The organism is Pseudomonas sp. JV449 (assembly GCF_032424295.1).
In the GTDB taxonomy this organism is placed as follows: domain Bacteria; phylum Pseudomonadota; class Gammaproteobacteria; order Pseudomonadales; family Pseudomonadaceae; genus Aquipseudomonas; species Aquipseudomonas marginalis.
Genome location: NZ_VYKD01000005.1, coordinates 554,815 through 574,398, shown reverse-complemented (window position 1 = coordinate 574,398; position 19,584 = coordinate 554,815). Strand labels below are relative to the sequence as shown.

Below are 19,584 nucleotides of genomic sequence, written 5' to 3'. Positions count from 1 at the left end.
TTTTAGGAGCGCTGTAATGCCTGAGATCTATCATTTTTTCCAACAGCTGGTTAATGGGCTGACCATTGGCAGCACCTATGCCTTGATAGCCATTGGCTACACAATGGTTTACGGCATCATTGGAATGATCAACTTCGCCCATGGCGAGGTATACATGATTGGTTCCTACGTGGCTTTCATTGCCCTCGCCGGGCTGGCCATGATGGGTATCCACTCCCTGCCGCTGTTGATGACCGCCGCGTTCCTGGCGTCGATCGTCGTAACCAGTGCCTATGGCTACAGTATCGAGCGCGTTGCCTACCGTCCCTTGCGTGGCAGCAACCGTTTGATCCCGCTGATTTCCGCCATCGGCATGTCGATTTTCCTGCAGAACACCGTATTGCTGTCCCAGGATTCCAAGGATAAATCCATCCCCAACCTGATCCCGGGGAGCTTCTCCTTCGGTCCGGGCGGTGCGGAAGAAGTGCTGATTTCCTACATGCAGATCCTGGTCTTCGTCGTCACCCTGGTGGCCATGCTGGGCCTTACCCTGTTCATCTCCCGCTCCCGTCTGGGGCGCGCCTGCCGGGCCTGCGCCGAAGACATCAAGATGGCCAACCTGTTGGGCATCAATACCAACAACATCATCGCCCTGACCTTCGTGATCGGTGCCGCGCTGGCAGCCGTCGCGGCGGTACTGCTGAGCATGCAGTACGGCGTGATCAACCCCAACGCCGGTTTCCTGGTAGGCCTCAAGGCCTTTACCGCAGCGGTATTGGGCGGCATCGGCAGTATCCCGGGCGCGATGCTCGGCGGCCTGGTGCTGGGGGTGGCCGAAGCGTTTGGTGCCGATATTTTCGGCGACCAATACAAGGACGTCGTCGCGTTCGGCCTGTTGGTCCTGGTGCTGTTGTTCCGTCCGACCGGCATCCTGGGCCGTCCGGAGGTTGAGAAAGTATGAGCAGATATCTTAAATCGGCGTTTTTCAGCGCCTTGCTGGTGTGGGCGGTGGCCTTCCCGGTACTCGGTCTCAAGCTGAGCATTGTCGGCATCAACCTGGAAGTGCATGGCACCGGCCCCGTGACGCTGACCATCATCGCCCTGTGTTCGGTGCTGATGTTCCTGCGCGTGCTGTTCACCCAGCAGGTCGGCGCCCTGTTCAAGCGCAACCGTGGCCCGCTGGTCTCGCCCAAGGTCAGCCAATTCCTGACCCTGCCACGCACCCAGCGCTACATCATCATCGGCCTGATCGTGGCCGCGTTGATCTGGCCATTCTTCGGCTCGCGCGGTGCGGTCGACATTGCCACCCTGATCCTGATCTACGTGTTGCTGGGCCTGGGCCTGAACATCGTGGTGGGCCTGGCCGGCCTGCTCGACCTGGGTTATGTGGGCTTCTACGCCGTGGGTGCCTACACCTACGCGCTGCTGTCGCACTACCTGGGCTGGAGCTTCTGGATCTGCCTGCCGCTGGCCGGCATGGCGGCGGCCACGTTCGGCTTCCTGCTGGGCTTCCCGGTATTGCGCCTGCGTGGTGACTACCTGGCCATCGTGACCCTGGGCTTCGGGGAAATCATCCGTCTGTTCCTGCGTAACCTGACCGACATCACCGGTGGCCCCAACGGCATCAGCAGCATCCCCAAGCCGACGTTCTTCGGGCTGTCGTTCGACCGCACCGCTGCCGAAGGCATGCAGACGTTCCACGAGTACTTCGGGATCGACTACAACCCGGTGAGCAAAGTGGTGTTCCTGTACCTGGTGGCGCTGTTGCTGGCGCTGGCGGCACTGTTCGTGATCAACCGCTTGCTGCGCATGCCTATCGGCCGTGCCTGGGAAGCGTTGCGCGAAGATGAAATCGCCTGCCGTGCCCTGGGCCTGAACCCGACCATCATCAAGCTCTCCGCCTTCACCCTGGGTGCCGCGTTCGCCGGTTTTGCCGGCAGCTTCTTCGCCGCTCGCCAAGGCCTGGTGACCCCGGAGTCGTTCACCTTCATCGAGTCGGCGATCATCCTCGCCATCGTGGTGTTGGGTGGCATGGGCTCGCAGCTGGGCGTGATCCTGGCGGCGATCGTGATGATCCTGCTGCCGGAAATGATGCGTGAGTTCAGCGAATACCGCATGTTGATGTTCGGCGCCATGATGGTGCTGATGATGATCTGGCGACCTCAAGGCCTGCTGCCCATGCAACGTCCACACATGGAGCTGCGCAAATGAGCCGCGAGATCCTGAAAGTCGAAAACTTGAGCATGCGCTTCGGCGGCTTGCTGGCGGTCAACGGCGTCGCCCTGACCGTGAAAGAGAAACAGGTGGTTGCTCTGATCGGCCCCAACGGCGCCGGCAAGACCACGGTGTTCAACTGCCTCACCGGTTTCTACAAGCCGAGTGGCGGCAGCATTCTGCTGGACGGCCAGCCGATCCAGGGCCTGGCCGGTCACGAGATCGCCCGCAAGGGCGTGGTGCGCACCTTCCAGAACGTACGGCTGTTCAAGGACATGACGGCGGTCGAGAACCTGCTGATCGCCCAGCATCGTCACCTGAACACCAACTTCTTTGCGGGCCTGTTCAAGACCCCGGCGTTCCGCAAGAGCGAGCGCGAGGCCATGGAGTACGCTGCGTACTGGCTGGACAAGGTCAACCTCACCGAGTTCGCCAACCGCCCCGCCGGCACCCTGGCCTATGGTCAGCAACGTCGCCTGGAAATCGCCCGCTGCATGATGACCCGCCCGCGGATCCTGATGCTCGACGAACCGGCCGCCGGCCTGAACCCCAAGGAAACCGAAGACCTCAAGGCGCTGATCGGCGTGTTGCGTGAGGAAAACAACGCCACGGTGCTGTTGATCGAACACGACATGAAACTGGTCATGAGCATTTCCGACCATATCGTGGTGATCAACCAGGGCACGCCGCTGGCGGACGGGACGCCGGAGCAGATCCGTGACAATCCTGAAGTGATCAAAGCCTATCTGGGGGAAGCGTAAAATGCTGCAATTCGAAAACGTTTCCACTTTCTACGGCAAGATCCAGGCCCTGCACAGCGTCAACGTGGAAGTGCGCCAGGGTGAGATCGTCACGCTGATCGGCGCCAACGGCGCCGGCAAGTCGACCTTGCTGATGACCTTGTGCGGCTCGCCGCAGGCCCACAGCGGCAGCATCCGCTACATGGGTGAAGAGCTGGTGGGCCAGCAGTCGTCGCACATCATGCGCAAGAGCATTGCCGTGGTGCCGGAAGGCCGGCGGATATTCTCGCGCCTGACCGTGGAAGAAAACCTGGCCATGGGCGGGTTCTTCACCGACAAGGGCGACTACCAGGAGCAAATGGACAAGGTGCTGCACCTGTTCCCTCGCCTCAAGGAGCGCTTCAGCCAGCGCGGCGGCACCATGTCCGGCGGCGAGCAGCAAATGCTCGCCATCGGCCGGGCGCTGATGAGCAAGCCCAAGCTGTTGCTGTTGGACGAACCCTCCCTGGGCCTGGCACCGATCATCATCCAGCAGATCTTCGACATCATCGAACAGCTGCGCAAGGACGGTGTAACGGTGTTCCTCGTGGAGCAGAACGCCAACCAGGCGCTGAAGATCGCTGACCGTGCCTATGTGCTGGAAAACGGCCGGGTGGTGATGCAGGGCACTGGCGAGCAGCTGCTGACCGATCCGAAGGTACGTGAGGCGTACCTGGGCGGCTAAGAGACGGTTGCTGGATAAGCCGGATCTCATGTGGGAGGGAGCAAGTTCCCTCCCACATTTTTTTGCATTGTTTGAAATTATTTCGTCTGACCTTGTAACGAACATCCCCCTCCCGCCTCTAGTGGTGCAAGCAGGCATTCAAGCCTGCTCTTCAACCTACTGCTGGAGATCCACCATGACCACCAAACTGTCCGCCGCTAGCCTCGTCCTCGCCCTGAGTTCGGCCTTGAGCCTGTCCGCCCTGACCACCACCGCCCACGCTGCCGACGACATGCAGAAATGCTTCGGCGTCGCTGAAGCCGGCAAGAACGATTGCGCCGCCGGTGCCGGCACGTCCTGCGCCGGCACCTCGAAGACCAAGGATCAGGCCAACGCCTGGAAACTGGTCCCGGCCGGCACCTGCACCCAAACCCCAAGTTCCACCTCGCCGACCGGCTTCGGCCAGGAAGCCGCCTTCACCGCCAAGTCCTGACCCCTGCCTGGCCTGAGTACGGATGATGACGCTTTCACTCCTACCCGCAGTCTCACCGATTCAGATGCCCGGGCTCCCCTATCGGACCGGGCTGGGGCTGAAGCACGAGCACTTCAATGAAGTGCTCGATACTTCGCCCGACATCGGTTTTTTTGAAGTGCACGCCGAAAACTACATGGTGGCCGGCGGCCCGTTTCATCACTACCTGGGGTTGATTCGCGAACGTTACCCCCTGTCGTTGCACGGCGTGGGCCTGTCCATCGGTGGCGAAGGCCCGCTCAACCGTGAGCACCTGGGACGCTTGGCCGCACTGATCGAACGCTACCAACCCCACTCATTTTCGGAACACCTGGCCTGGTCCAGCCACGGCCCGGTGTTCCTCAACGACCTGCTGCCCCTGGCTTATGACGCCACCACCTTGAGTCGAGTGTGCGAGCACGTCGACCAGGTACAGAGCACCCTCAAGCGGCCGATGCTGCTGGAGACCCCATCGACCTACCTGCAGTTCCAGCGCTCGACCCTGGACGAGACCGACTTCATCAGCGAGATCATCCGCCGCACCGGCTGCGGCCTGCTGCTGGACGTGAACAACGTCTACGTGTCGTGCATCAACCACCAGCGCGACCCTCTGGCCTACATCCACGCCCTACCATTGCGCGCCGTGGGTGAGATTCATCTGGCCGGCTTCGCCGAAGACACCGACAGCCTGGGCGATCGCCTGCTGATCGATGACCACGGCGCGCCCATCGATAACGCGGTGTGGCTGCTGTACGAACACGTGCTCGCGCTGACGGGCCCGGTCGCAACCCTGATCGAGCGCGACAACCAAGTACCGGCCTTCAGCGTGCTATGCGCAGAAGCCCAGCAGGCTGAACGGTACTTATCGCAGGTCCACCCATGAGCCTTCACGACGCCTTTTCCAGCGCCTTGCTGGCGCCCGGCCAACCTTGCCCCGACGGCCTGTTCAGCAGCAACGGGGCCGACCCGGCCAGTCGTTTTGCGGTGTATCGCAACAATGTTCACAGTTCGTTGATCAATGTGCTGGCAACGGCTTTTCCCGTAACGGCGCAATTGGTCGGCGATGAATTTTTCCGCGCCATGGCCGGCATTTTCGTCCAGGCATCCCCGCCCGCCAGCCCGCTGATCAGCGAGTACGGCGGCACATTCGCCGACTTTATCCAAGGTTTTGAACCGGCCGCCAGCGTGCCCTACCTGGCCGATGTCGCCCGGTTGGAACGCTTGCGGGTTCGCGCTTATCACGCAGCTGATACAGCCGTGGTGGATCCGCAAGCCGTTCTGCAGCAACTGCAAGCCCACACGAAGCCGGGGGCGCTGCATCTGCAACTGCACCCGTGCGTTGGCACATTGAACTCCGCCTACGCAGTGGTTGCGGTATGGGCGGCCCACCAGACCGAGGGCGCCCTGGTCACTCTCGATCCCTGGCATGCCCAAGGCGCGCTGGTGTTGCGCCAAGGGTTGAGCGTCAAGGTCTTCGCCATCGACGGCGGCTCGGTCGCCTTTATCAATAGCCTGAAACAAGGCTCGGCACTGGAAATGGCCGTCGCCAATGCCCTCGAGGCCAGCGCCGAGTTCGACCTGTACCAATGCCTCACGCTGCTGATCAACCACGAAGCACTCACTCATCTGCTCCCAGAACAACAGGTATCACCATGAACACTTACGCTTCGTGTCTGATCAAGCAGGCCATCGCGCTTTTCGAGAAAATCCCTTACAGCCTGATCGCGTTTATTGCGCGCTTCTCCATTGCGGCAGTGTTCTGGAAGTCCGGGCAAACCAAGGTCGAAGGCCTTGCCATTGACCTGATCAACGGCACGTTCGAATTCGGTACCCCCAAACTCGCCGCCTCGACATTGCCGCTGTTTCGCAGTGAATACCACGTGCCGTTGCTGTCGCCGGAAGTCGCCGCGCACATGGCGGCGTTTGCCGAGCACTTTTTCCCGGTGCTGATCCTGGCGGGCCTGGCCACGCGCTTCTCAGCCCTGGCCTTGATCGGCATGACCCTGGTCATTCAGTTGTTCGTGTACCCGGACGCCTACCCCACCCACGGCACCTGGATGGCGCTGCTGTTGCTGTTGGTCGCCAAAGGCCCGGGCAGCCTGTCCATCGACCACCTGATTGCGCGCCGCTACCGTTAAAGCCGATCCAGTGCCTCGCCGCTGCGCTTGAACCAGTCCACCAGGTAGTCGGCCAATACTTGGGTACGTCTCGGCAGGCCGCCTTGATAAGGATGGACCAGGTACATCGGCATACTCCGCGTCTGGTAATCACGCAGTAGCCAACACAATCGGCCGTCAGCCAATTCCGTCGGCAGCACGTAGGACGGCAAGCGGGCGATACCGGCACCGACCAGGGCAGCCTTCTTCAGCAAGTTGTAATGGTTGGAGGCAAAAGTGCCGCTCACCCTCACCCGCAACAACTCGTGCTGCTGGTGATACAGCCATTCCTCGCGACCGCTGTAGTGGCTGTTGAGTAAACAGGTGTGCGCCGCAAGATCCCCAGGGGTCAGTGGCTCGCCATGTTGCTCCAGGTAAGCGGGACTGGCACAGGTCATCTCGTGCCAGGCCAGCAGCGGCCTGGCCACCAGACGCTCGTTTTCAATCGACCCCGAACGCACCCCCAGGTCAAAGCCGTCTCGCGCCAGGTCTCGGTAGCTGTTGTTGAGCTCCAGCTCGATCTGCACCTGTGGATACTGCTTGGAAAACTCCAGCAACAAACCATCGAAGAAGGTTTCCCCTAATGAAACCGGAACCGTCATACGCACAGGCCCGGCCAAATCGTCCTTGAGACGCGCCAATGCCTGTCGGGCGCGATCCACCTGCACCACCAGCGCTTGCGCCTGGGGCAACAGCGCCGCACCGGCGGCGGTCAGGCTGAGCCTGCGTGTGGTGCGGTGCAGCAAGACCACGCTGAACTGTGCCTCCAAATGGCTGATGCGCTTGGACAGCTGGCCCTTGCTGCAACCCAGTTGCTCGGCCGCCACGGTAAAACTGCCGGCTTCAATCAGTACGGCAAAGGCCGCCAGGTCATCCATCTCGCTCATGGACTGTTTCCATTTGAAAACCAAAGGTTGCCTATTAGCACGTTTATCCGCTTAAAAAGCCACTCTAGACTTGATGCCTACCCCCCTACTGTAGGAGCGAGCTTGCTCGCGAAAATCGTCAACGATAACGCGCTCAGCCTGGTACACAGCGGCGCTTTTGCGTTTTTCGCGGGCAAGCCCGCTCCTACAGTTCCTGAGAAACCCAGAGGAACAGCACCATGAAAATCCTATTGATTGGCGCCAGTGGCACCGTCGGCTCGGCAGTCAAGGCCGAACTGGCCCAGCGTCACGAAGTGATCAGCATTGGCCGCAGCAGCGGCGACTTCCAGGTGGATATCAGCGACAGCACCTCGATCCGCAACCTGTTCGAGCAGACCGGCAAATTCGATGCACTTGTCTGCACTGCAGGCAACGTGAATTTCGTGGCGCTGGGGGATATGGGCGAAAGCGACTTTGAACTGGGCCTGCGTGACAAGCTGATGGGCCAGATCAACCTACTGTTGATCGGCCGCGAGTATGCCAACGACGGCGCGTCGTTCACCTTCACCAGTGGCATTCTCAACCGTGACCCGATCCGTACTGGCGCTTCGGCTGCGCTGGTCAATGGCGCACTCGACGCGTTCATCAAAGCCGCGGCAATCGAATTGCCACGGGGGCTACGCATCAACTCCGTGAGCCCGACCGTGCTGGTGGAGGCCATGGGCAGCTACGCACCGTACTTCCGTGGCTATAAACCGGTTCCGGGGGCCGATGTGGGATTGGCCTATGCAAAAAGCGTGGAAGGCTTACAGACCGGCCAGACATTTATTGTTGGCTGAATGTAACCATTGTAAGAATTGCCTGAAGCAGGGCTGCGGGGTTGTGATGCAACGCCAGCCTGCGTAACGTGGCGGCACTTGTCTGGAGACCCGATCATGCGTGCCGCCCGTACCCTCGCCCTGTTTGCCTTGCTTCCTGTGTTCGCCGCTTGCCAGATGTTCGAAAACGAGCCGACCAAGCCGTCTACCGCCGGGTTGACCCGCATGCAGGGCGAACTCACGGCGGTAGGTAGCAAGCTGCTGTTCCAGCCGTGCGACGATAAACGCAACTATGTCGTCAACGACACCAGTGGCACCAGCATCCTGCAGGAAGCGGCGTCCCTGGCCGGCCAGCAAGGGGCATTGTTTGCCGATTTGCGTGGCAAGTTCTCGGGCGTCGCCAGCGGCACCCAGGGCAGCGTCGACCTGCAACAACTCTATCGCGTAGAGCGCTCGACCTCTGCCTGCACCGACCCGGACTTCAAGCGCATGACCCTGCGGGCCAACGGCCACAAGCCAGCCTGGGCCATGAACGTCACCGCCAAGGGCATGGTGCTCGAGCGTGAAGGCCAGCCGCCACTGGCGGTGCCTTATGTCGAAGAGCAGATCGGCGACGGCCGCTTCAACCTGATGACCGAAGCCAACAACCAGCACATCGAACTGTGGGTCGCGCCGCAGCGCTGCATCGACAGCGTCAGCGGCAGCCTGCAACACATGACGGCGGAGTTGCGCGTCAACGGCCAGGTACAGCGCGGTTGCGCGGCGTTTGGTGGTTCCCGGGACGACTGATTCAGCGCTGCGCTGTTTTAACCTGACGGAAAACCGCCATTGAGGCTTATAATCGCCGGTTTGCAAAACAGCCGGCCTCTTTGTCCGCCGCCTACCGGATCCCGTCATGTTACGAATCACCGAACTCAAGCTGCCCATCGACCATCCCGAAGAAGACCTGCGGCCTGCCATTGTGCAGCGCCTGGGCATCGCCAGTGATGACCTGCTCGATTTCACCCTGTTCAAACGCAGCTACGACGCGCGCAAGAAGTCGTCGGAGCTGTGCTTCATCTACACCATCGACCTCAATGTGAAGGGTGAGGCCGCCCTGCTGCTCAAGTTCGCCGATGACCGCAACGTCAACCCCGCGCCGGACGTCAGCTACAAGGTCGTGGGCCAGGCCCCGGAAGGCTTGGTCGAACGGCCTGTGGTCGTCGGTTTTGGCCCGTGCGGTATCTTCGCCGGACTGTTGCTGGCGCAGATGGGCTTCAAGCCGATCATCCTCGAACGCGGCAAGGAAGTACGCCAGCGCACCAAGGACACCTGGGGCCTGTGGCGCAAAAGCGTGCTCAACCCCGAGTCCAACGTGCAGTTCGGTGAAGGCGGCGCCGGGACCTTCTCCGACGGCAAGCTCTACAGTCAGATCAAGGACCCGAACTTCCACGGCCGCAAAGTCCTGCACGAGTTCGTCAAGGCCGGCGCGCCGGAAGAAATCCTCTACGTCAGCAAACCCCACATCGGTACCTTCCGCCTGACCGGCGTGGTGGAAAACATGCGCGAGCAGATCATCGCCCTGGGCGGTGAAGTGCGTTTCGAGCAACGGGTGACCGACGTGCTGATCGAAGACGGCCAGTTGAATGGCGTGGTCATCGACGGTGGTGAGCAGATCCTCTCCAGGCATGTGATCCTGGCCCTCGGCCACAGCGCCCGCGACACCTTCCGCATGCTCCACGGCCGTGGCGTCTACATGGAAGCCAAACCGTTCTCGGTGGGGTTCCGGATCGAACACCCGCAATCGCTGATCGACGCCGCGCGCCTGGGCAAATATGCCGGGCACCCGAAGCTGGGCGCCGCCGACTACAAGCTGGTGCACCACGCCAAGAACGGCCGTTCGGTCTACAGCTTCTGCATGTGCCCGGGTGGCACCGTGGTGGCAGCGACCTCCGAGCCGAACCGTGTGGTGACCAACGGCATGAGCCAGTACTCGCGTAACGAGCGCAATGCCAACTCCGGCATCGTCGTCGGCATCACGCCGGAAGTGGATTACCCAGGCGGCCCGCTGGCGGGTATCGAGTTGCAGGAGCGCCTGGAGTCCCACGCCTACATCCTCGGCGGCAGCAACTACGAGGCTCCGGCACAGTTGGTCGGCGACTTTATCGCTGGCAAGCCGTCCACGGCGATCGGCAGTGTGGAACCGTCCTACAAGCCAGGGGTGGCCCTGGGTGACCTGGCCCTGGCCTTGCCGGACTTCGCCATCGAAGCGATCCGCGAAGCACTGCCGGCGTTCGAGAAGCAGATCAAGGGCTACTCGCTGCACGATGCCGTGTTGACCGGTATCGAGACGCGCACCTCGTCGCCGCTGCGGATTACCCGTGACGAATCGATGCAGAGCCTGAACGTGAAAGGTCTGTTCCCGGCCGGTGAAGGCGCTGGGTATGCGGGTGGGATTCTGTCGGCCGGTGTCGACGGGATTCGGATTGCCGAGGCGTTGGCGCGGGATATGCTCGGCATCGAGGCCTGAGAACAGCGCAAATTAAATGTGGGAGGCGGCTTGCCCCCTCCCACATTTGGTTTGCATCGGATCAGATATTTGCGCGCAGGATGCTGGCGGGTAATGGCTCGCCCTGCTCCACACTGGCCGCCACGGCCGCGATCAACCCCTCGAGCGCATAGCCCTGCCCCGCCAACCACGCCTGGTCGTAATAGGTCGTTGCATACCGCTCGCCCCCATCACACAAGATCGCCACGATCGAACCTGACTCCCCCATCGCTTTCATCTGCTGCGCCGCCATTAATGCGCCAATCAGGTTGGTCCCGCTGGAACCGCCGACTCGCCGCCCCAGGCGCTCAGCCAGGTAATGCATGGCCGCCAGCGACAGCGCATCCGGCACCTTGACCATCGCATCAATCACCTTGGGCAAAAACGACGCCTCGACCCGTGGCCGGCCAATGCCTTCGATCCGCGAACCACAGTCCAGGCGCAGGCTGGCGTCACCGCTCTGGTAGAAATCGAAAAACACCGAGCGCTCGGCATCGGCACACAACACGCGGGTACAGTGCTGGCGATAACGCACATAACGACCCAGGGTGGCGGTGGTGCCGCCGGTACCGGGGCTGGAAATCAACCAGCTCGGTTCCGGGTGCCGCTCAAAGCGCATCTGCTGGAAGATCGACTCGGCGATGTTGTTGTTCGCCCGCCAGTCGGTGGCACGCTCGGCATAAGTGAACTGATCCATGAAATGACCGCCGCTTTCCTGGGCCAGGCGTTCGGACTCGGCGTAGATCTGCGTGGGATCCTGTACCAGATGGCTTTTGCCGCCGTAGAAGGCAATCTGCGCGATCTTTTCCTGGGACGTCGTGGCGGGCATCACCGCAATGAACGGCAGCCCGAGCAGCCGGGCAAAATACGCTTCGGAAATCGCCGTCGAGCCGCTGGATGCTTCAATCACCGGCGCGCCTGGCTTGAGCCAGCCATTGCACAGCGCATACAGGAACAGCGAACGGGCCAGCCGATGTTTCAGGCTGCCGGTGGGGTGGCTGGATTCATCCTTGAAGTACAACTCGATGCCCGGCAGGCCCGGCAGCGGTAACGGAATCAGATGCGTGTCAGCACTGCGCTGGAAGTCCGCTTCGATGATGCGAATGGCTTCGCGGGCCCAGGGACGGTGGTCGCTCATAAGGAAGAACTCTAAGGATTTCAGCACCGATCTTAGGATGTTTCCTACACTGCACACAGATACAGTGACGACTCAATTGGACACACAATTGCTAGGCTTTGGCGCTACGCCACCCTACACCATCTCTTATAACAAATAAGAATATAACTTTTGTTTTAACAACTAACGGTACGGGTTAGGGTACCCACCTATTGAACCTGGATTGGAGAGCATCCCTTGCCTCTGCGTAGCACTTTTACCCGTTTCTTCCAGCTGGAAGCCGCCAGCGGCCTGTTGTTGATCGCCGCTGCCGCCTTGGCGCTGATCATCAACAACTCTCCGTTGTCGCACCTGTATGGCGCGTTTCTCGACGTGCCGGTGGTGGCCCAGATTGGCGCGCTGCAAATCGCCAAGCCCGCACTGCTGTGGATCAACGATGGCCTGATGGCCCTGTTCTTCCTGCTGATCGGCCTGGAGGTCAAGCGCGAGCTGCTTGACGGCCACCTGTCCAAGCCTTCGCAAGTGGTGCTGCCAGGCGCAGCCGCCATCGGCGGCATGGTCGTGCCGGCGCTGATCTACTGGGCAATCAACAAGGACTACCCCGCCGCCCTCTCCGGCTGGGCAATCCCGATGGCCACCGACATCGCCTTCGCGTTGGGCGTCCTGGCACTGCTGGGCAAGCGGGTGCCGGTGTCGTTGAAGCTGTTCCTGATGACCCTGGCCATCATCGACGACCTGGGCGCGATCATTGTTATTGCAGTGTTCTATTCCGCCGACCTGTCCGGTGCGGCCCTGGCCGGCGCGGGCGCCTGCCTGGTTGCCTTGATTGCAATGAACCGCCTGGGCGTGATCAAGCTCGGGCCCTACCTGATCATCGGCCTGATCCTGTGGGTGTGCGTACTCAAGAGCGGCGTGCACGCCACCCTGGCCGGCGTGACCCTGGCGTTCTGCATCCCTATGCGCACCAGGAATGCCGAGCCCTCGCCGCTGCTCACGCTGGAACACGCCCTGCATCCATGGGTGGCCTACGGTATCCTGCCGCTGTTCGCCTTCGCCAACGCCGGGGTGTCACTCACCGGGGTCAGCCTGGAAAGCTTCACCCACCACGTGCCGATGGGCATTGCCGCCGGCCTGCTGATCGGCAAGACCGTCGGCGTGTTCGGCCTCACCTGGCTGGCCATCAAGACCGGCCTCGCAGCACTGCCCAGCGGCGCCAACTGGGGCCAGGTCTTCGGCGTGGCGATCCTGTGCGGCATCGGCTTCACCATGAGCCTGTTCGTCGGCTCCCTGGCGTTTGTGCCGGGTGCCAGCGAGTTTGCCGGGGAGGATCGAATGGGGATTCTGACCGGATCGATACTTGCGGCGTGTATCGGGTACGTGGTGACGGCGATGGCGAGTCGCAAAAAAGCCTGAGCCGACTGAAACGCAGCCCATAAAAAACCCCAACCGGTCACCCGGTTGGGGTTTTCTTTTGCCTGCTGCTTACCGGTCAGCGAGTAACGCGGCTGGTGCCATCAACGGTCATGATGCGGACGCGATCACCGATGCGGAAGATTTCATTTTCCTGCACGGCTTGCACGTAGGCACGCATGCTGCCGTCGTCTTCGCGAACGGTGATTTCCACGCCCTGGGTGCGGGTCAGGCCTTCTTCGGTGGCCGAGCCCAGCAGGCCGCCGGCAACGGCGCCGATCACGGCAGTCACGATACTGCCACGGCCACCGCCGATGGCGCTGCCGCCCACACCACCGATGACCGCGCCGGCAGCGCCGCCAATTGGGGTCTTGGTGCCTTCGATTTTTACCGGACGCAGGGATTCAATGGTGCCCATGCGAACGGTCTGTACACGACGCGCTTCGTCACGGGAGTACGAGTCGCCGGTCAGACTCGAGGCGCAGCCACCCAGCAGCAACGACAGCGTGGTAAAGCAGGCAACCAGTAAAACGGACTTACGCATAGCATCAACTCCAAAGGACAGGTATTCATTAGACGCTGCAGCTTGACGCCTGTCACGACAAGCCCGGCAGGAAATTGCTTTCATTCAGCCTCAGTACAGACTGCCCGTAGCCAAAATACCGACCAACGGTAGCACTCTCATCGTAACCAGGAACTTCATGGACTATTTCATCATTGTAGTCACTACCGTCGCCGGCCTGTACTTCCATGGTTGGTTGTACCTGCGTATCCGACGCTGGATAGACCGCGACCTGGCACTGTCCCTGGCGGGAGACGACCTGCACAAGCGTGCCTTTATGCTGCAACAACTGGAGCAGGCGCGGATCTCGAAGATCAAGCGAAGCGAGTTGCCGCAGTGGCTGACGAACGCCGCACAACAGTACACAGCCGAAACCTCTTCAACAGAGACTTCGGTGTGATCGACATCATTCCAGTGGGGTGACGAAAGGTGCCGCTCAGGGCGCCAGGCGCTCGCGGGTCCATTCGGTCCCTTGCAGGCGGTAGTTCAGGCGGTCATGCAGGCGGCTGGCGCGGCCTTGCCAGAACTCGATGCGCTCCGGCAGCAGGCGATAGCCACCCCAATGCTCGGGGCAGTCGGGCTGGGTATCGCTGAAACGCTGTTCGGTGGCCTTGAGCAGGTCCTGCAGTTCTTCACGGTCACGAATGACCTGGCTCTGCGGGGAAGCCCAGGCGCCTAAACGACTGCCCAGGGGGCGGACCTGATAATAAGCGTCGGACTCCTCAGGGGTGACCTTGACCACCCTTCCTTCAATACGCACCTGGCGCTCCAGGGTCGGCCAGAAGAACGTCATGGCCGCAAACGGCCGCGCCGCGAGCTGTTCGCCCTTGGCGCTCTGATAGTTGGTGAAGAAGGTAAAGCCCTGCGCATCCAGGCCCTTGAGCAGCAGGATGCGGCAGTGCGGGCGACCGTCCTGGTCGACCGTAGCCAGGGTCATGGCATTGGCTTCCACCGGTGGCTGCTCGGTTTTCACCGCATCGGCAAACCACTGGTGGAACAACGCAAACGGCTCGTTCGGGGCTTGGGCCTCGCTCAAACCGTCCCGTGTGTAGTCACGGCGCATATCGGCCAGTGCCTGGGTCATGCGGCTTTATCCTTGTGGTTCAGCGGATCAGTTTTTCGCCTGGTCATTCGCAGCCGGTGCAGCAGCCTTGGCTTTGGCCGGGGCCGGTTTCTTCGCAGCGGGCTTGGCCGGGGCTTTTTTAGCCGCTGGCTTGGCAGCAGCCTTTTTAGCTGCGGGTGCCTTTTTAGCCGGAGCCTTGGCGGCCGGGGCTGGAACGTTCTGCACCGCAACCATTTCGGCTACAGGCGGGGTCTTGCCCGATTGATACTTGCTCAACAGCGCCAGCATGGTCGTGCGCTGGGTGAACATGATTTCCATGCGGCGGTTCAGCGCGCGGCCCTGGGTGCTGTCGTTGGCGGCACGTGGCATCAGGTCACCCATGCCACGCAGCATCAGGCGGTCCTGTTTCAGGCCGCTGAGGCTGAAGATCGAGGCGATGGACTGCGCACGTTCCTTGGTCAACGCCTGGCTGGCAGGCGCGGTACCGGTGGCATCCACGTGACCCAGCACCAGCACGGCAGTTTTTGGATCGGCTTCCACCGCCTTGGCGACGCGAGTGAACGGCCCCAGGGTAACCGGCAGCAGCATCGCCGGGCGTTTCGGGTTGTAGGAGCCGTCTACCGGAGCAATCACCACGAGTACGTTATCGCGACGTTCCAGCTGCAGGTTGCTGTCCTTGATGGCGGCGCGCAGGCGCGGCTCATAGTCGTCCAACCAGGCCTGGGTGATTTTCGGGTCAGGCATCGGCACATTGGTCACGTCGACCTTGGCCAATGGCTTGGGTTTGCTTTCGAACGGCCACCACCAGTGAGTTTCGCTGTCGGTCTTGGCGACGGCAGGCGCGGCGTCTGGAGCCGGGGTCGCGGCCTTGAGGTCGGCTTTCAGGTCAGCCTTGGCATCAGCGGCCTTCTCGTCGGCGCTCTTGGAGGAGAACGGCCACCAGCTGGAACCGGTGTCAGCCTTGGCGGCCGGCGCTGGCGCGGCAGGCTTGGCGCCGGCAGCGGGCTTGGCGTCCGGCTTGGCGTCGGTTTGGGTCACTGCGTCCTTGGTCGTGGCCTTATCCGATCCAAATGACCACCAATGCCCACCCTCGGCATCATTTTGTGGAGTTTGTGCGCAACCGGTAATAGTGAGGCAAAGCGCCAGTGCCAAGGACTTGTTCGATAACATGAGATATCCACAAAATGAGAAAAGAAACGGGGGTCTCGATGACCCGTTAAACAGACGCTTACAGAACATTAAAGTTACATCATTTCGTTCAGCGCCTTCTTATAGTTGCCTTTGTAACAAAAAAATGTGAAACAGCAAGGGATTTACAGACAACCGGCCAATATTCCGACCAACTTCTGTGCCCGTGGGTCCATAAGTACATAAGGCCCCAATGTATTAGTCACGAAACCAAACGCTACATCATGCTCAGGATCGGCAAAACCCACCGAGCCGCCGGCGCCTGGATGCCCGAACGCACGGGCGCCAAGGCCAAATGTAGCATTGGGCAACTGTGGTTGATCCAACATGCAGCCCAGCCCGAAGCGGGTTTGTGTCAATAATGTTTTATCCGGCCCGATACTGTGTTCACGGGTCAATTCTTCGAGCATGTCGGCTTCCAACAAACTACCGTCCAACAAACCACTATAAAAACCCGCCAGACTACGCGCATTACCGTGACCATTTGCCGCCGGCTGCTGCATGCGTCGCCATTCAGGTTTATTAGTACTGGTGAGAATAGACGGCGGGTTGGCAAATGCCCGCGTCGTCATGGCGGTGGGCTCGCGCATCATTACTTGCAGTAAACGCTGCGCGGCTTCATCGCCCATATTGCCTTTGCTGCGCGCTATATGTGCAACACGATAAAACTCTTCGTCGGCCAGGCCCACGTGGAAGTCCAGCCCCAGCGGCCGTGCCACCCGCGCCACAATGGACTCACCCGGCCCACGCCCATCGGCGCGGCGCAGCAATTCGCCGACCAGCCAGCCGTAGGTGATCGCCTCGTAGCCATGGCCCTGGCCCGGCGTCCACCACGGGGCTTCGGCTGCCAGGGTGTCGACCATCAATTGCCAGTCGTACAAGGCTTCGGTGGGCAGCATCTCGCGGATTGCCGGCAACCCGGCCTGATGGCAGAGCAATTGGCGCAGCGTAATGTTTTCCTTGCCGGCAGCAGCGAACTCAGGCCAGTACCTGGCCACTGGCGCGTCCAATTGCAACTTGCCCTCGGCCACCAGTTGCAGGGCCGTGACAGCGGTGAAGGTCTTGGTGCAGGAAAACAGGTTGACGAGGGTGTCGCTGTGCCAGGCCTCGGTACCGTCCTTGTCGGCGGTACCGGCCCACAGGTCAACGACGGTTTCGCCGCCGACCTGGATGCAGAGCCCGGCGCCACGCTCCTGCGGGTCATCGAACAACGCGGCGAACGCTTCACGCACCGCTTCGAACTGGAGCTCGTAATGACCCTGAACCTGCACCTAAGCCCCCTAGGAAAACACCGTAAAAAGTGGCCGACATTGTTCCAGCCATTGTGGGATTTGTGAACCCGTCAACAATGAATCAATGACCATTTCCCGAATGCCCACCGGCGTGTCCGGCGCCCTGTCCCGGGCCTTTGCCCTCACGTCCAGGTTTGCTGCCTTCGCTTTCATGAACCGTGCTGGCGGCCTTGGCCTTTTCCGCTTCCTTGCCCAGTTGATCCACCGCCGCCAGGTTGCTTCTACGCACACTGTCGACGAACCCCTGGAACGGTACGTCAGTGATGCCCACCAGGCCGAAGTGGCCGTTTTCACCGTCCAGCAAACGGCCGGTCACCGGCTGGTCCAGGTACTGGAACCAATGCACGCCGACAATGGACGGCTCGGCCATGGCTTGCTTGAGGAAGTTGGCATATGCCACGCCACGCTCTTCTTCCCTAGGCAACTGGGTCACGCCGCCCCAGAACGGGCCACGGTCCGCAGAGCCGAAGTTGAATTCAGTGATCAACACCGGTTTGTCCAGGGCGCGCAGCGCGGCAAAGTCATAGCCGTCCTGGGGTTTGAGCGTGTACATGTTGAAGCTCAGCACATCGCAATACTGCGCGCACGACGCCACGGCTTCAGGCGTACTCACCGCATAACGCCCGCCCAGCAGCAGTTGGTTGGGTGCGTGCCATTTCAGCGAGTCGGAGATGGTCTTGAAGTAGGCATCGGCGAAGGTCTTCTGGAAGTATTTGAAGTCAGCTTCGATTTCCGGGTGCTCAGGGTTGGGCATCGGCGGTTCGAAGCCCGGGTCTTCCATCAGCTCCCACCCCGCCAACTCGATGCCCCAGGCTTTCGACAGGCCTTGCTCGTTGCGATACTTGTCACGCAATTGCTTGAGGAACGCGCGCTTGGCCGGTACGTCGGTGGTCATGCGCAAGGTGCCGTAGGCCAGGGCGTAGCGGGATTTCGGATCATCGCCGGGGCCGGCCCAGGCCAGTTCGTTATCGGCAAAGAAGCCGATCAGCCAGGGGTCGTCGCGGTGGTCGCGGGCGGCAATGGCCACCGCGCGCTCGGTCGCCATGGCGAAACGCGGATCGAACGGATCGGGCATGCCGCCCCACCAGTCGGTGCCGGTGCTGATACTGGCGTAGTCGCCGACGATCGACAGCGGCAAGGTGTACGGCACACGATCGGCAGTGGCCAACGCGCCGTCGCTCCAGTTGCCGACGGTATTGAAACCCCAGGCTTGCAGGCGATCAAGGGTATGGGTCACCCAGCGTTTCTGGTCAAATCCTTCGCCGCCATAAGTACGCTGCAGGTTGGCGCCGTAGAAATCGTACCAACGCCCGGCAGCAAAGCCACGACCTTCACCCGCACCATTGCCGGTGCGGTTATCGCCGCTGCCGTAGTACTTGTCGAAGGGTTCACCGGCCTTTGGCAGCGCCGCGAACATCCACTCACGACCGGCCACGTAGGTCTGGCTGTTGTCCGGGGCCACGGTATTGACACCCAGGGAATAGAACGGATGGCCTTCCGGAGTCACCAGGTACCAGCGACCGTCACGCTTTTCGGTGCGGAAAAAGCCACTGGCCTTGAACGCCGGCCCTTTGTTCCAGCCGCCGAACGTGTCCAATGCGGATTTATCACGCGCGGCCAGCCAGCCCTGCAGTTGGGTTTGCTCCTTTGCCGCGGCCGCCTTGAGCTGTTCGTCGCTGCTGATCTTTTCCGGCCAGCGCGCGCGGGTGGACTGGCCATAGGTATCCACCAGTTCGCTGTAGGCCGCCTTCAGCACCGGCTCGCTGTCCTGCACACCAAAGCGTTCCAGCAGGATGCTTTGCGCGGCGTTGGGCTTGATCATCGACAGGGTCACCGAGACCACCTGGCTACGGTCGATCTCGCCGGCGCTGCTGGCCAGCAACACGCGCTGGCCATCCACGCTGATCGGCATCGGCGGGCCGGCCTTCATGCCCTGGCTCAACGGCGAGTTGGCTTGCAGCGGGACCAGCAAGGTCTGGGCGGGGCCGGCCGGCAGGTCGATGCGGCTGACCAGGGTCTTGCCATCGCTGCTCTGCACCTTGACGTAGAGGGTCAGCGCCCAGTCCATGGCACTCTGGATACGCAGGCTCATGGCGCCGGACTGCGACCAATCCCAGGCACCGGCCTGTGGGCTGAGCACCAGGCTCGGCTCGGCGGCCGGGTTGAAGGTGATGCGACGCAACACCTCGCCTTCGGGGGTTTGTTCGGCGTTGTATTGCGGCAGGCTGGCGTCCTGGGTCGCCACCTTGACCACATCGGCAGGCCGGACGAAGTTGAACAATGTCTGTTGCCCTGCGGGCGCGGCCATCAACGGCGCAGTGAACAGCAGGGCAAAAAGGGCGGGCAGCGTGCGAATCATACGAACAAGGTTCTCCCAAACGGCCGGTAAATAGCCTGATGACATAAATCGATAGCAGTGAGATAGACCACGAAGTGGG

20 protein-coding genes are annotated in these 19,584 nt (G+C 61.4%); 13 read left to right on the top strand and 7 right to left on the bottom strand.

Features of this window, described 5'->3' with window-relative positions; genetic code table 11:
* Positions 1 to 16 precede the first annotated feature (16 nt).
* The 8 genes from livH to F6S08_RS07910 all read left to right on the top strand — a co-directional run bounded on the left by livH (position 17) and on the right by F6S08_RS07910 (position 6,285).
* Positions 17 to 940 (top strand): high-affinity branched-chain amino acid ABC transporter permease LivH, encoded by a 924-nt coding sequence (livH, locus tag F6S08_RS07945; protein WP_003172375.1) that lies wholly within the window; start codon positions 17 to 19, stop codon positions 938 to 940.
* A complete protein-coding gene (locus F6S08_RS07940) occupies positions 937 to 2,190 on the top strand; it encodes a high-affinity branched-chain amino acid ABC transporter permease LivM (protein WP_027604423.1) in 1,254 nt (417 codons plus the stop codon). Before livH ends, F6S08_RS07940 begins: the two co-directional genes overlap by 4 nt.
* The gene (gene livG / locus F6S08_RS07935; protein ID WP_027604424.1) at positions 2,187 to 2,954 is read left to right on the top strand and encodes a high-affinity branched-chain amino acid ABC transporter ATP-binding protein LivG; all 768 of its coding nucleotides are present in this window, start codon (positions 2,187 to 2,189) and stop codon (positions 2,952 to 2,954) included. Before F6S08_RS07940 ends, livG begins: the two co-directional genes overlap by 4 nt.
* 1 nt (position 2,955) lies before the next feature.
* Positions 2,956 to 3,657 (top strand): ABC transporter ATP-binding protein, encoded by a 702-nt coding sequence (locus F6S08_RS07930; protein ID WP_074844291.1) that lies wholly within the window; start codon positions 2,956 to 2,958, stop codon positions 3,655 to 3,657.
* Positions 3,658 to 3,832: 175 nt separating this feature from the next.
* Entirely contained in the window at positions 3,833 to 4,129 is a 297-nt protein-coding gene (locus F6S08_RS07925) for a DUF2282 domain-containing protein (RefSeq protein ID WP_027604425.1), read from the top strand.
* Between the two features lie 22 nt (positions 4,130 to 4,151).
* On the top strand, positions 4,152 to 5,030 hold the full coding sequence (locus tag F6S08_RS07920; RefSeq protein WP_065947324.1) for a DUF692 domain-containing protein: 879 nt from the start codon (positions 4,152 to 4,154) through the stop codon (positions 5,028 to 5,030).
* On the top strand, positions 5,027 to 5,803 hold the full coding sequence (locus F6S08_RS07915; RefSeq protein ID WP_065926419.1) for a DNA-binding domain-containing protein: 777 nt from the start codon (positions 5,027 to 5,029) through the stop codon (positions 5,801 to 5,803). The genes F6S08_RS07920 and F6S08_RS07915 overlap by 4 nt, the downstream gene beginning before the upstream one ends.
* The gene (locus F6S08_RS07910; protein WP_137211464.1) at positions 5,800 to 6,285 is read left to right on the top strand and encodes a DoxX family protein; all 486 of its coding nucleotides are present in this window, start codon (positions 5,800 to 5,802) and stop codon (positions 6,283 to 6,285) included. The genes F6S08_RS07915 and F6S08_RS07910 overlap by 4 nt, the downstream gene beginning before the upstream one ends.
* Here the strand turns inward: F6S08_RS07910 and F6S08_RS07905 are convergent.
* Positions 6,282 to 7,190 carry a LysR family transcriptional regulator gene (locus F6S08_RS07905; protein ID WP_065926421.1) on the bottom strand — a complete coding sequence of 303 codons (909 nt, stop codon included), beginning with the start codon at positions 7,188 to 7,190 and terminating at the stop codon, positions 6,282 to 6,284. The two genes, F6S08_RS07910 and F6S08_RS07905, sit on opposite strands and share 4 nt — an antisense overlap.
* A 218-nt stretch (positions 7,191 to 7,408) precedes the next feature.
* Here F6S08_RS07905 and F6S08_RS07900 point away from each other — a divergent pair, with 218 nt between their 5' ends.
* The 3 genes from F6S08_RS07900 (at position 7,409) to F6S08_RS07890 (ending at position 10,496) form a co-directional block, all read left to right on the top strand.
* Complete coding sequence (locus F6S08_RS07900; protein ID WP_315871497.1) at positions 7,409 to 8,008, top strand: short chain dehydrogenase; 600 nt, start codon at positions 7,409 to 7,411, stop codon at positions 8,006 to 8,008.
* A 96-nt stretch (positions 8,009 to 8,104) separates the two neighbouring features.
* Complete coding sequence (locus tag F6S08_RS07895; protein ID WP_065926423.1) at positions 8,105 to 8,776, top strand: COG3650 family protein; 672 nt, start codon at positions 8,105 to 8,107, stop codon at positions 8,774 to 8,776.
* A 106-nt stretch (positions 8,777 to 8,882) separates the two neighbouring features.
* Positions 8,883 to 10,496: an NAD(P)/FAD-dependent oxidoreductase gene (locus F6S08_RS07890; RefSeq protein ID WP_137211466.1), complete on the top strand. Its 1,614-nt coding sequence runs from the start codon at positions 8,883 to 8,885 to the stop codon at positions 10,494 to 10,496.
* A gap of 61 nt (positions 10,497 to 10,557) precedes the next feature.
* Here the strand turns inward: F6S08_RS07890 and F6S08_RS07885 are convergent, their stop codons facing one another.
* The gene (locus F6S08_RS07885; RefSeq protein ID WP_074844280.1) at positions 10,558 to 11,652 is read right to left on the bottom strand and encodes a PLP-dependent cysteine synthase family protein; all 1,095 of its coding nucleotides are present in this window, start codon (positions 11,650 to 11,652) and stop codon (positions 10,558 to 10,560) included.
* Between the two features lie 216 nt (positions 11,653 to 11,868).
* Between F6S08_RS07885 and nhaA the strand changes: the two genes are divergently transcribed.
* Complete coding sequence (gene nhaA, locus F6S08_RS07880) at positions 11,869 to 13,044, top strand: Na+/H+ antiporter NhaA (protein WP_065926426.1); 1,176 nt, start codon at positions 11,869 to 11,871, stop codon at positions 13,042 to 13,044.
* Positions 13,045 to 13,120: 76 nt separating this feature from the next.
* On the opposite strand, the gene F6S08_RS07875 is transcribed toward nhaA, so the two are convergent.
* Positions 13,121 to 13,585 carry a glycine zipper 2TM domain-containing protein gene (locus F6S08_RS07875; RefSeq protein ID WP_003189251.1) on the bottom strand — a complete coding sequence of 155 codons (465 nt, stop codon included), beginning with the start codon at positions 13,583 to 13,585 and terminating at the stop codon, positions 13,121 to 13,123.
* Between the two features lie 157 nt (positions 13,586 to 13,742).
* Here F6S08_RS07875 and F6S08_RS07870 point away from each other — a divergent pair, with 157 nt between their 5' ends.
* On the top strand, positions 13,743 to 14,003 hold the full coding sequence (locus F6S08_RS07870) for a hypothetical protein (RefSeq protein WP_065947319.1): 261 nt from the start codon (positions 13,743 to 13,745) through the stop codon (positions 14,001 to 14,003).
* Positions 14,004 to 14,039: 36 nt separating this feature from the next.
* Here F6S08_RS07870 and pdxH read toward each other — a convergent pair whose 3' ends face one another.
* The 4 genes from pdxH to F6S08_RS07850 all read right to left on the bottom strand — a co-directional run bounded on the left by pdxH (position 14,040) and on the right by F6S08_RS07850 (position 19,505).
* Positions 14,040 to 14,687 (bottom strand): pyridoxamine 5'-phosphate oxidase, encoded by a 648-nt coding sequence (pdxH, locus tag F6S08_RS07865; RefSeq protein ID WP_027604436.1) that lies wholly within the window; start codon positions 14,685 to 14,687, stop codon positions 14,040 to 14,042.
* Between the two features lie 27 nt (positions 14,688 to 14,714).
* Positions 14,715 to 15,836 carry an OmpA family protein gene (locus tag F6S08_RS07860; protein ID WP_315871496.1) on the bottom strand — a complete coding sequence of 374 codons (1,122 nt, stop codon included), beginning with the start codon at positions 15,834 to 15,836 and terminating at the stop codon, positions 14,715 to 14,717.
* Between the two features lie 143 nt (positions 15,837 to 15,979).
* Positions 15,980 to 17,125 (bottom strand): serine hydrolase domain-containing protein, encoded by a 1,146-nt coding sequence (locus tag F6S08_RS07855; RefSeq protein WP_065926429.1) that lies wholly within the window; start codon positions 17,123 to 17,125, stop codon positions 15,980 to 15,982.
* Positions 17,126 to 17,207: 82 nt separating this feature from the next.
* On the bottom strand, positions 17,208 to 19,505 hold the full coding sequence (locus tag F6S08_RS07850; RefSeq protein ID WP_065926430.1) for a beta-galactosidase: 2,298 nt from the start codon (positions 19,503 to 19,505) through the stop codon (positions 17,208 to 17,210).
* Positions 19,506 to 19,584: the final 79 nt, after the last annotated feature.

What these genes read in the sequence shown, in the direction of transcription:
- pdxH (WP_027604436.1), bottom strand. Translation starts at nt 14,687, where the DNA reads ATGACCCAGGCACTGGCCGATATGCGCCGTGACTACACACGGGACGGT.
- F6S08_RS07890 (WP_137211466.1), top strand. Translation starts at nt 8,883, where the DNA reads ATGTTACGAATCACCGAACTCAAGCTGCCCATCGACCATCCCGAAGAA.
- F6S08_RS07885 (WP_074844280.1), bottom strand. Translation starts at nt 11,652, where the DNA reads ATGAGCGACCACCGTCCCTGGGCCCGCGAAGCCATTCGCATCATCGAA.
- F6S08_RS07870 (WP_065947319.1), top strand. Translation starts at nt 13,743, where the DNA reads ATGGACTATTTCATCATTGTAGTCACTACCGTCGCCGGCCTGTACTTC.
- F6S08_RS07930 (WP_074844291.1), top strand. Translation starts at nt 2,956, where the DNA reads ATGCTGCAATTCGAAAACGTTTCCACTTTCTACGGCAAGATCCAGGCC.
- F6S08_RS07940 (WP_027604423.1), top strand. Translation starts at nt 937, where the DNA reads ATGAGCAGATATCTTAAATCGGCGTTTTTCAGCGCCTTGCTGGTGTGG.
- F6S08_RS07910 (WP_137211464.1), top strand. Translation starts at nt 5,800, where the DNA reads ATGAACACTTACGCTTCGTGTCTGATCAAGCAGGCCATCGCGCTTTTC.
- F6S08_RS07915 (WP_065926419.1), top strand. Translation starts at nt 5,027, where the DNA reads ATGAGCCTTCACGACGCCTTTTCCAGCGCCTTGCTGGCGCCCGGCCAA.
- livG (WP_027604424.1), top strand. Translation starts at nt 2,187, where the DNA reads ATGAGCCGCGAGATCCTGAAAGTCGAAAACTTGAGCATGCGCTTCGGC.
- F6S08_RS07920 (WP_065947324.1), top strand. Translation starts at nt 4,152, where the DNA reads ATGATGACGCTTTCACTCCTACCCGCAGTCTCACCGATTCAGATGCCC.
- F6S08_RS07900 (WP_315871497.1), top strand. Translation starts at nt 7,409, where the DNA reads ATGAAAATCCTATTGATTGGCGCCAGTGGCACCGTCGGCTCGGCAGTC.
- F6S08_RS07860 (WP_315871496.1), bottom strand. Translation starts at nt 15,836, where the DNA reads ATGTTATCGAACAAGTCCTTGGCACTGGCGCTTTGCCTCACTATTACC.
- F6S08_RS07925 (WP_027604425.1), top strand. Translation starts at nt 3,833, where the DNA reads ATGACCACCAAACTGTCCGCCGCTAGCCTCGTCCTCGCCCTGAGTTCG.
- F6S08_RS07895 (WP_065926423.1), top strand. Translation starts at nt 8,105, where the DNA reads ATGCGTGCCGCCCGTACCCTCGCCCTGTTTGCCTTGCTTCCTGTGTTC.
- F6S08_RS07875 (WP_003189251.1), bottom strand. Translation starts at nt 13,585, where the DNA reads ATGCGTAAGTCCGTTTTACTGGTTGCCTGCTTTACCACGCTGTCGTTG.
- F6S08_RS07850 (WP_065926430.1), bottom strand. Translation starts at nt 19,505, where the DNA reads ATGATTCGCACGCTGCCCGCCCTTTTTGCCCTGCTGTTCACTGCGCCG.
- livH (WP_003172375.1), top strand. Translation starts at nt 17, where the DNA reads ATGCCTGAGATCTATCATTTTTTCCAACAGCTGGTTAATGGGCTGACC.
- F6S08_RS07905 (WP_065926421.1), bottom strand. Translation starts at nt 7,190, where the DNA reads ATGAGCGAGATGGATGACCTGGCGGCCTTTGCCGTACTGATTGAAGCC.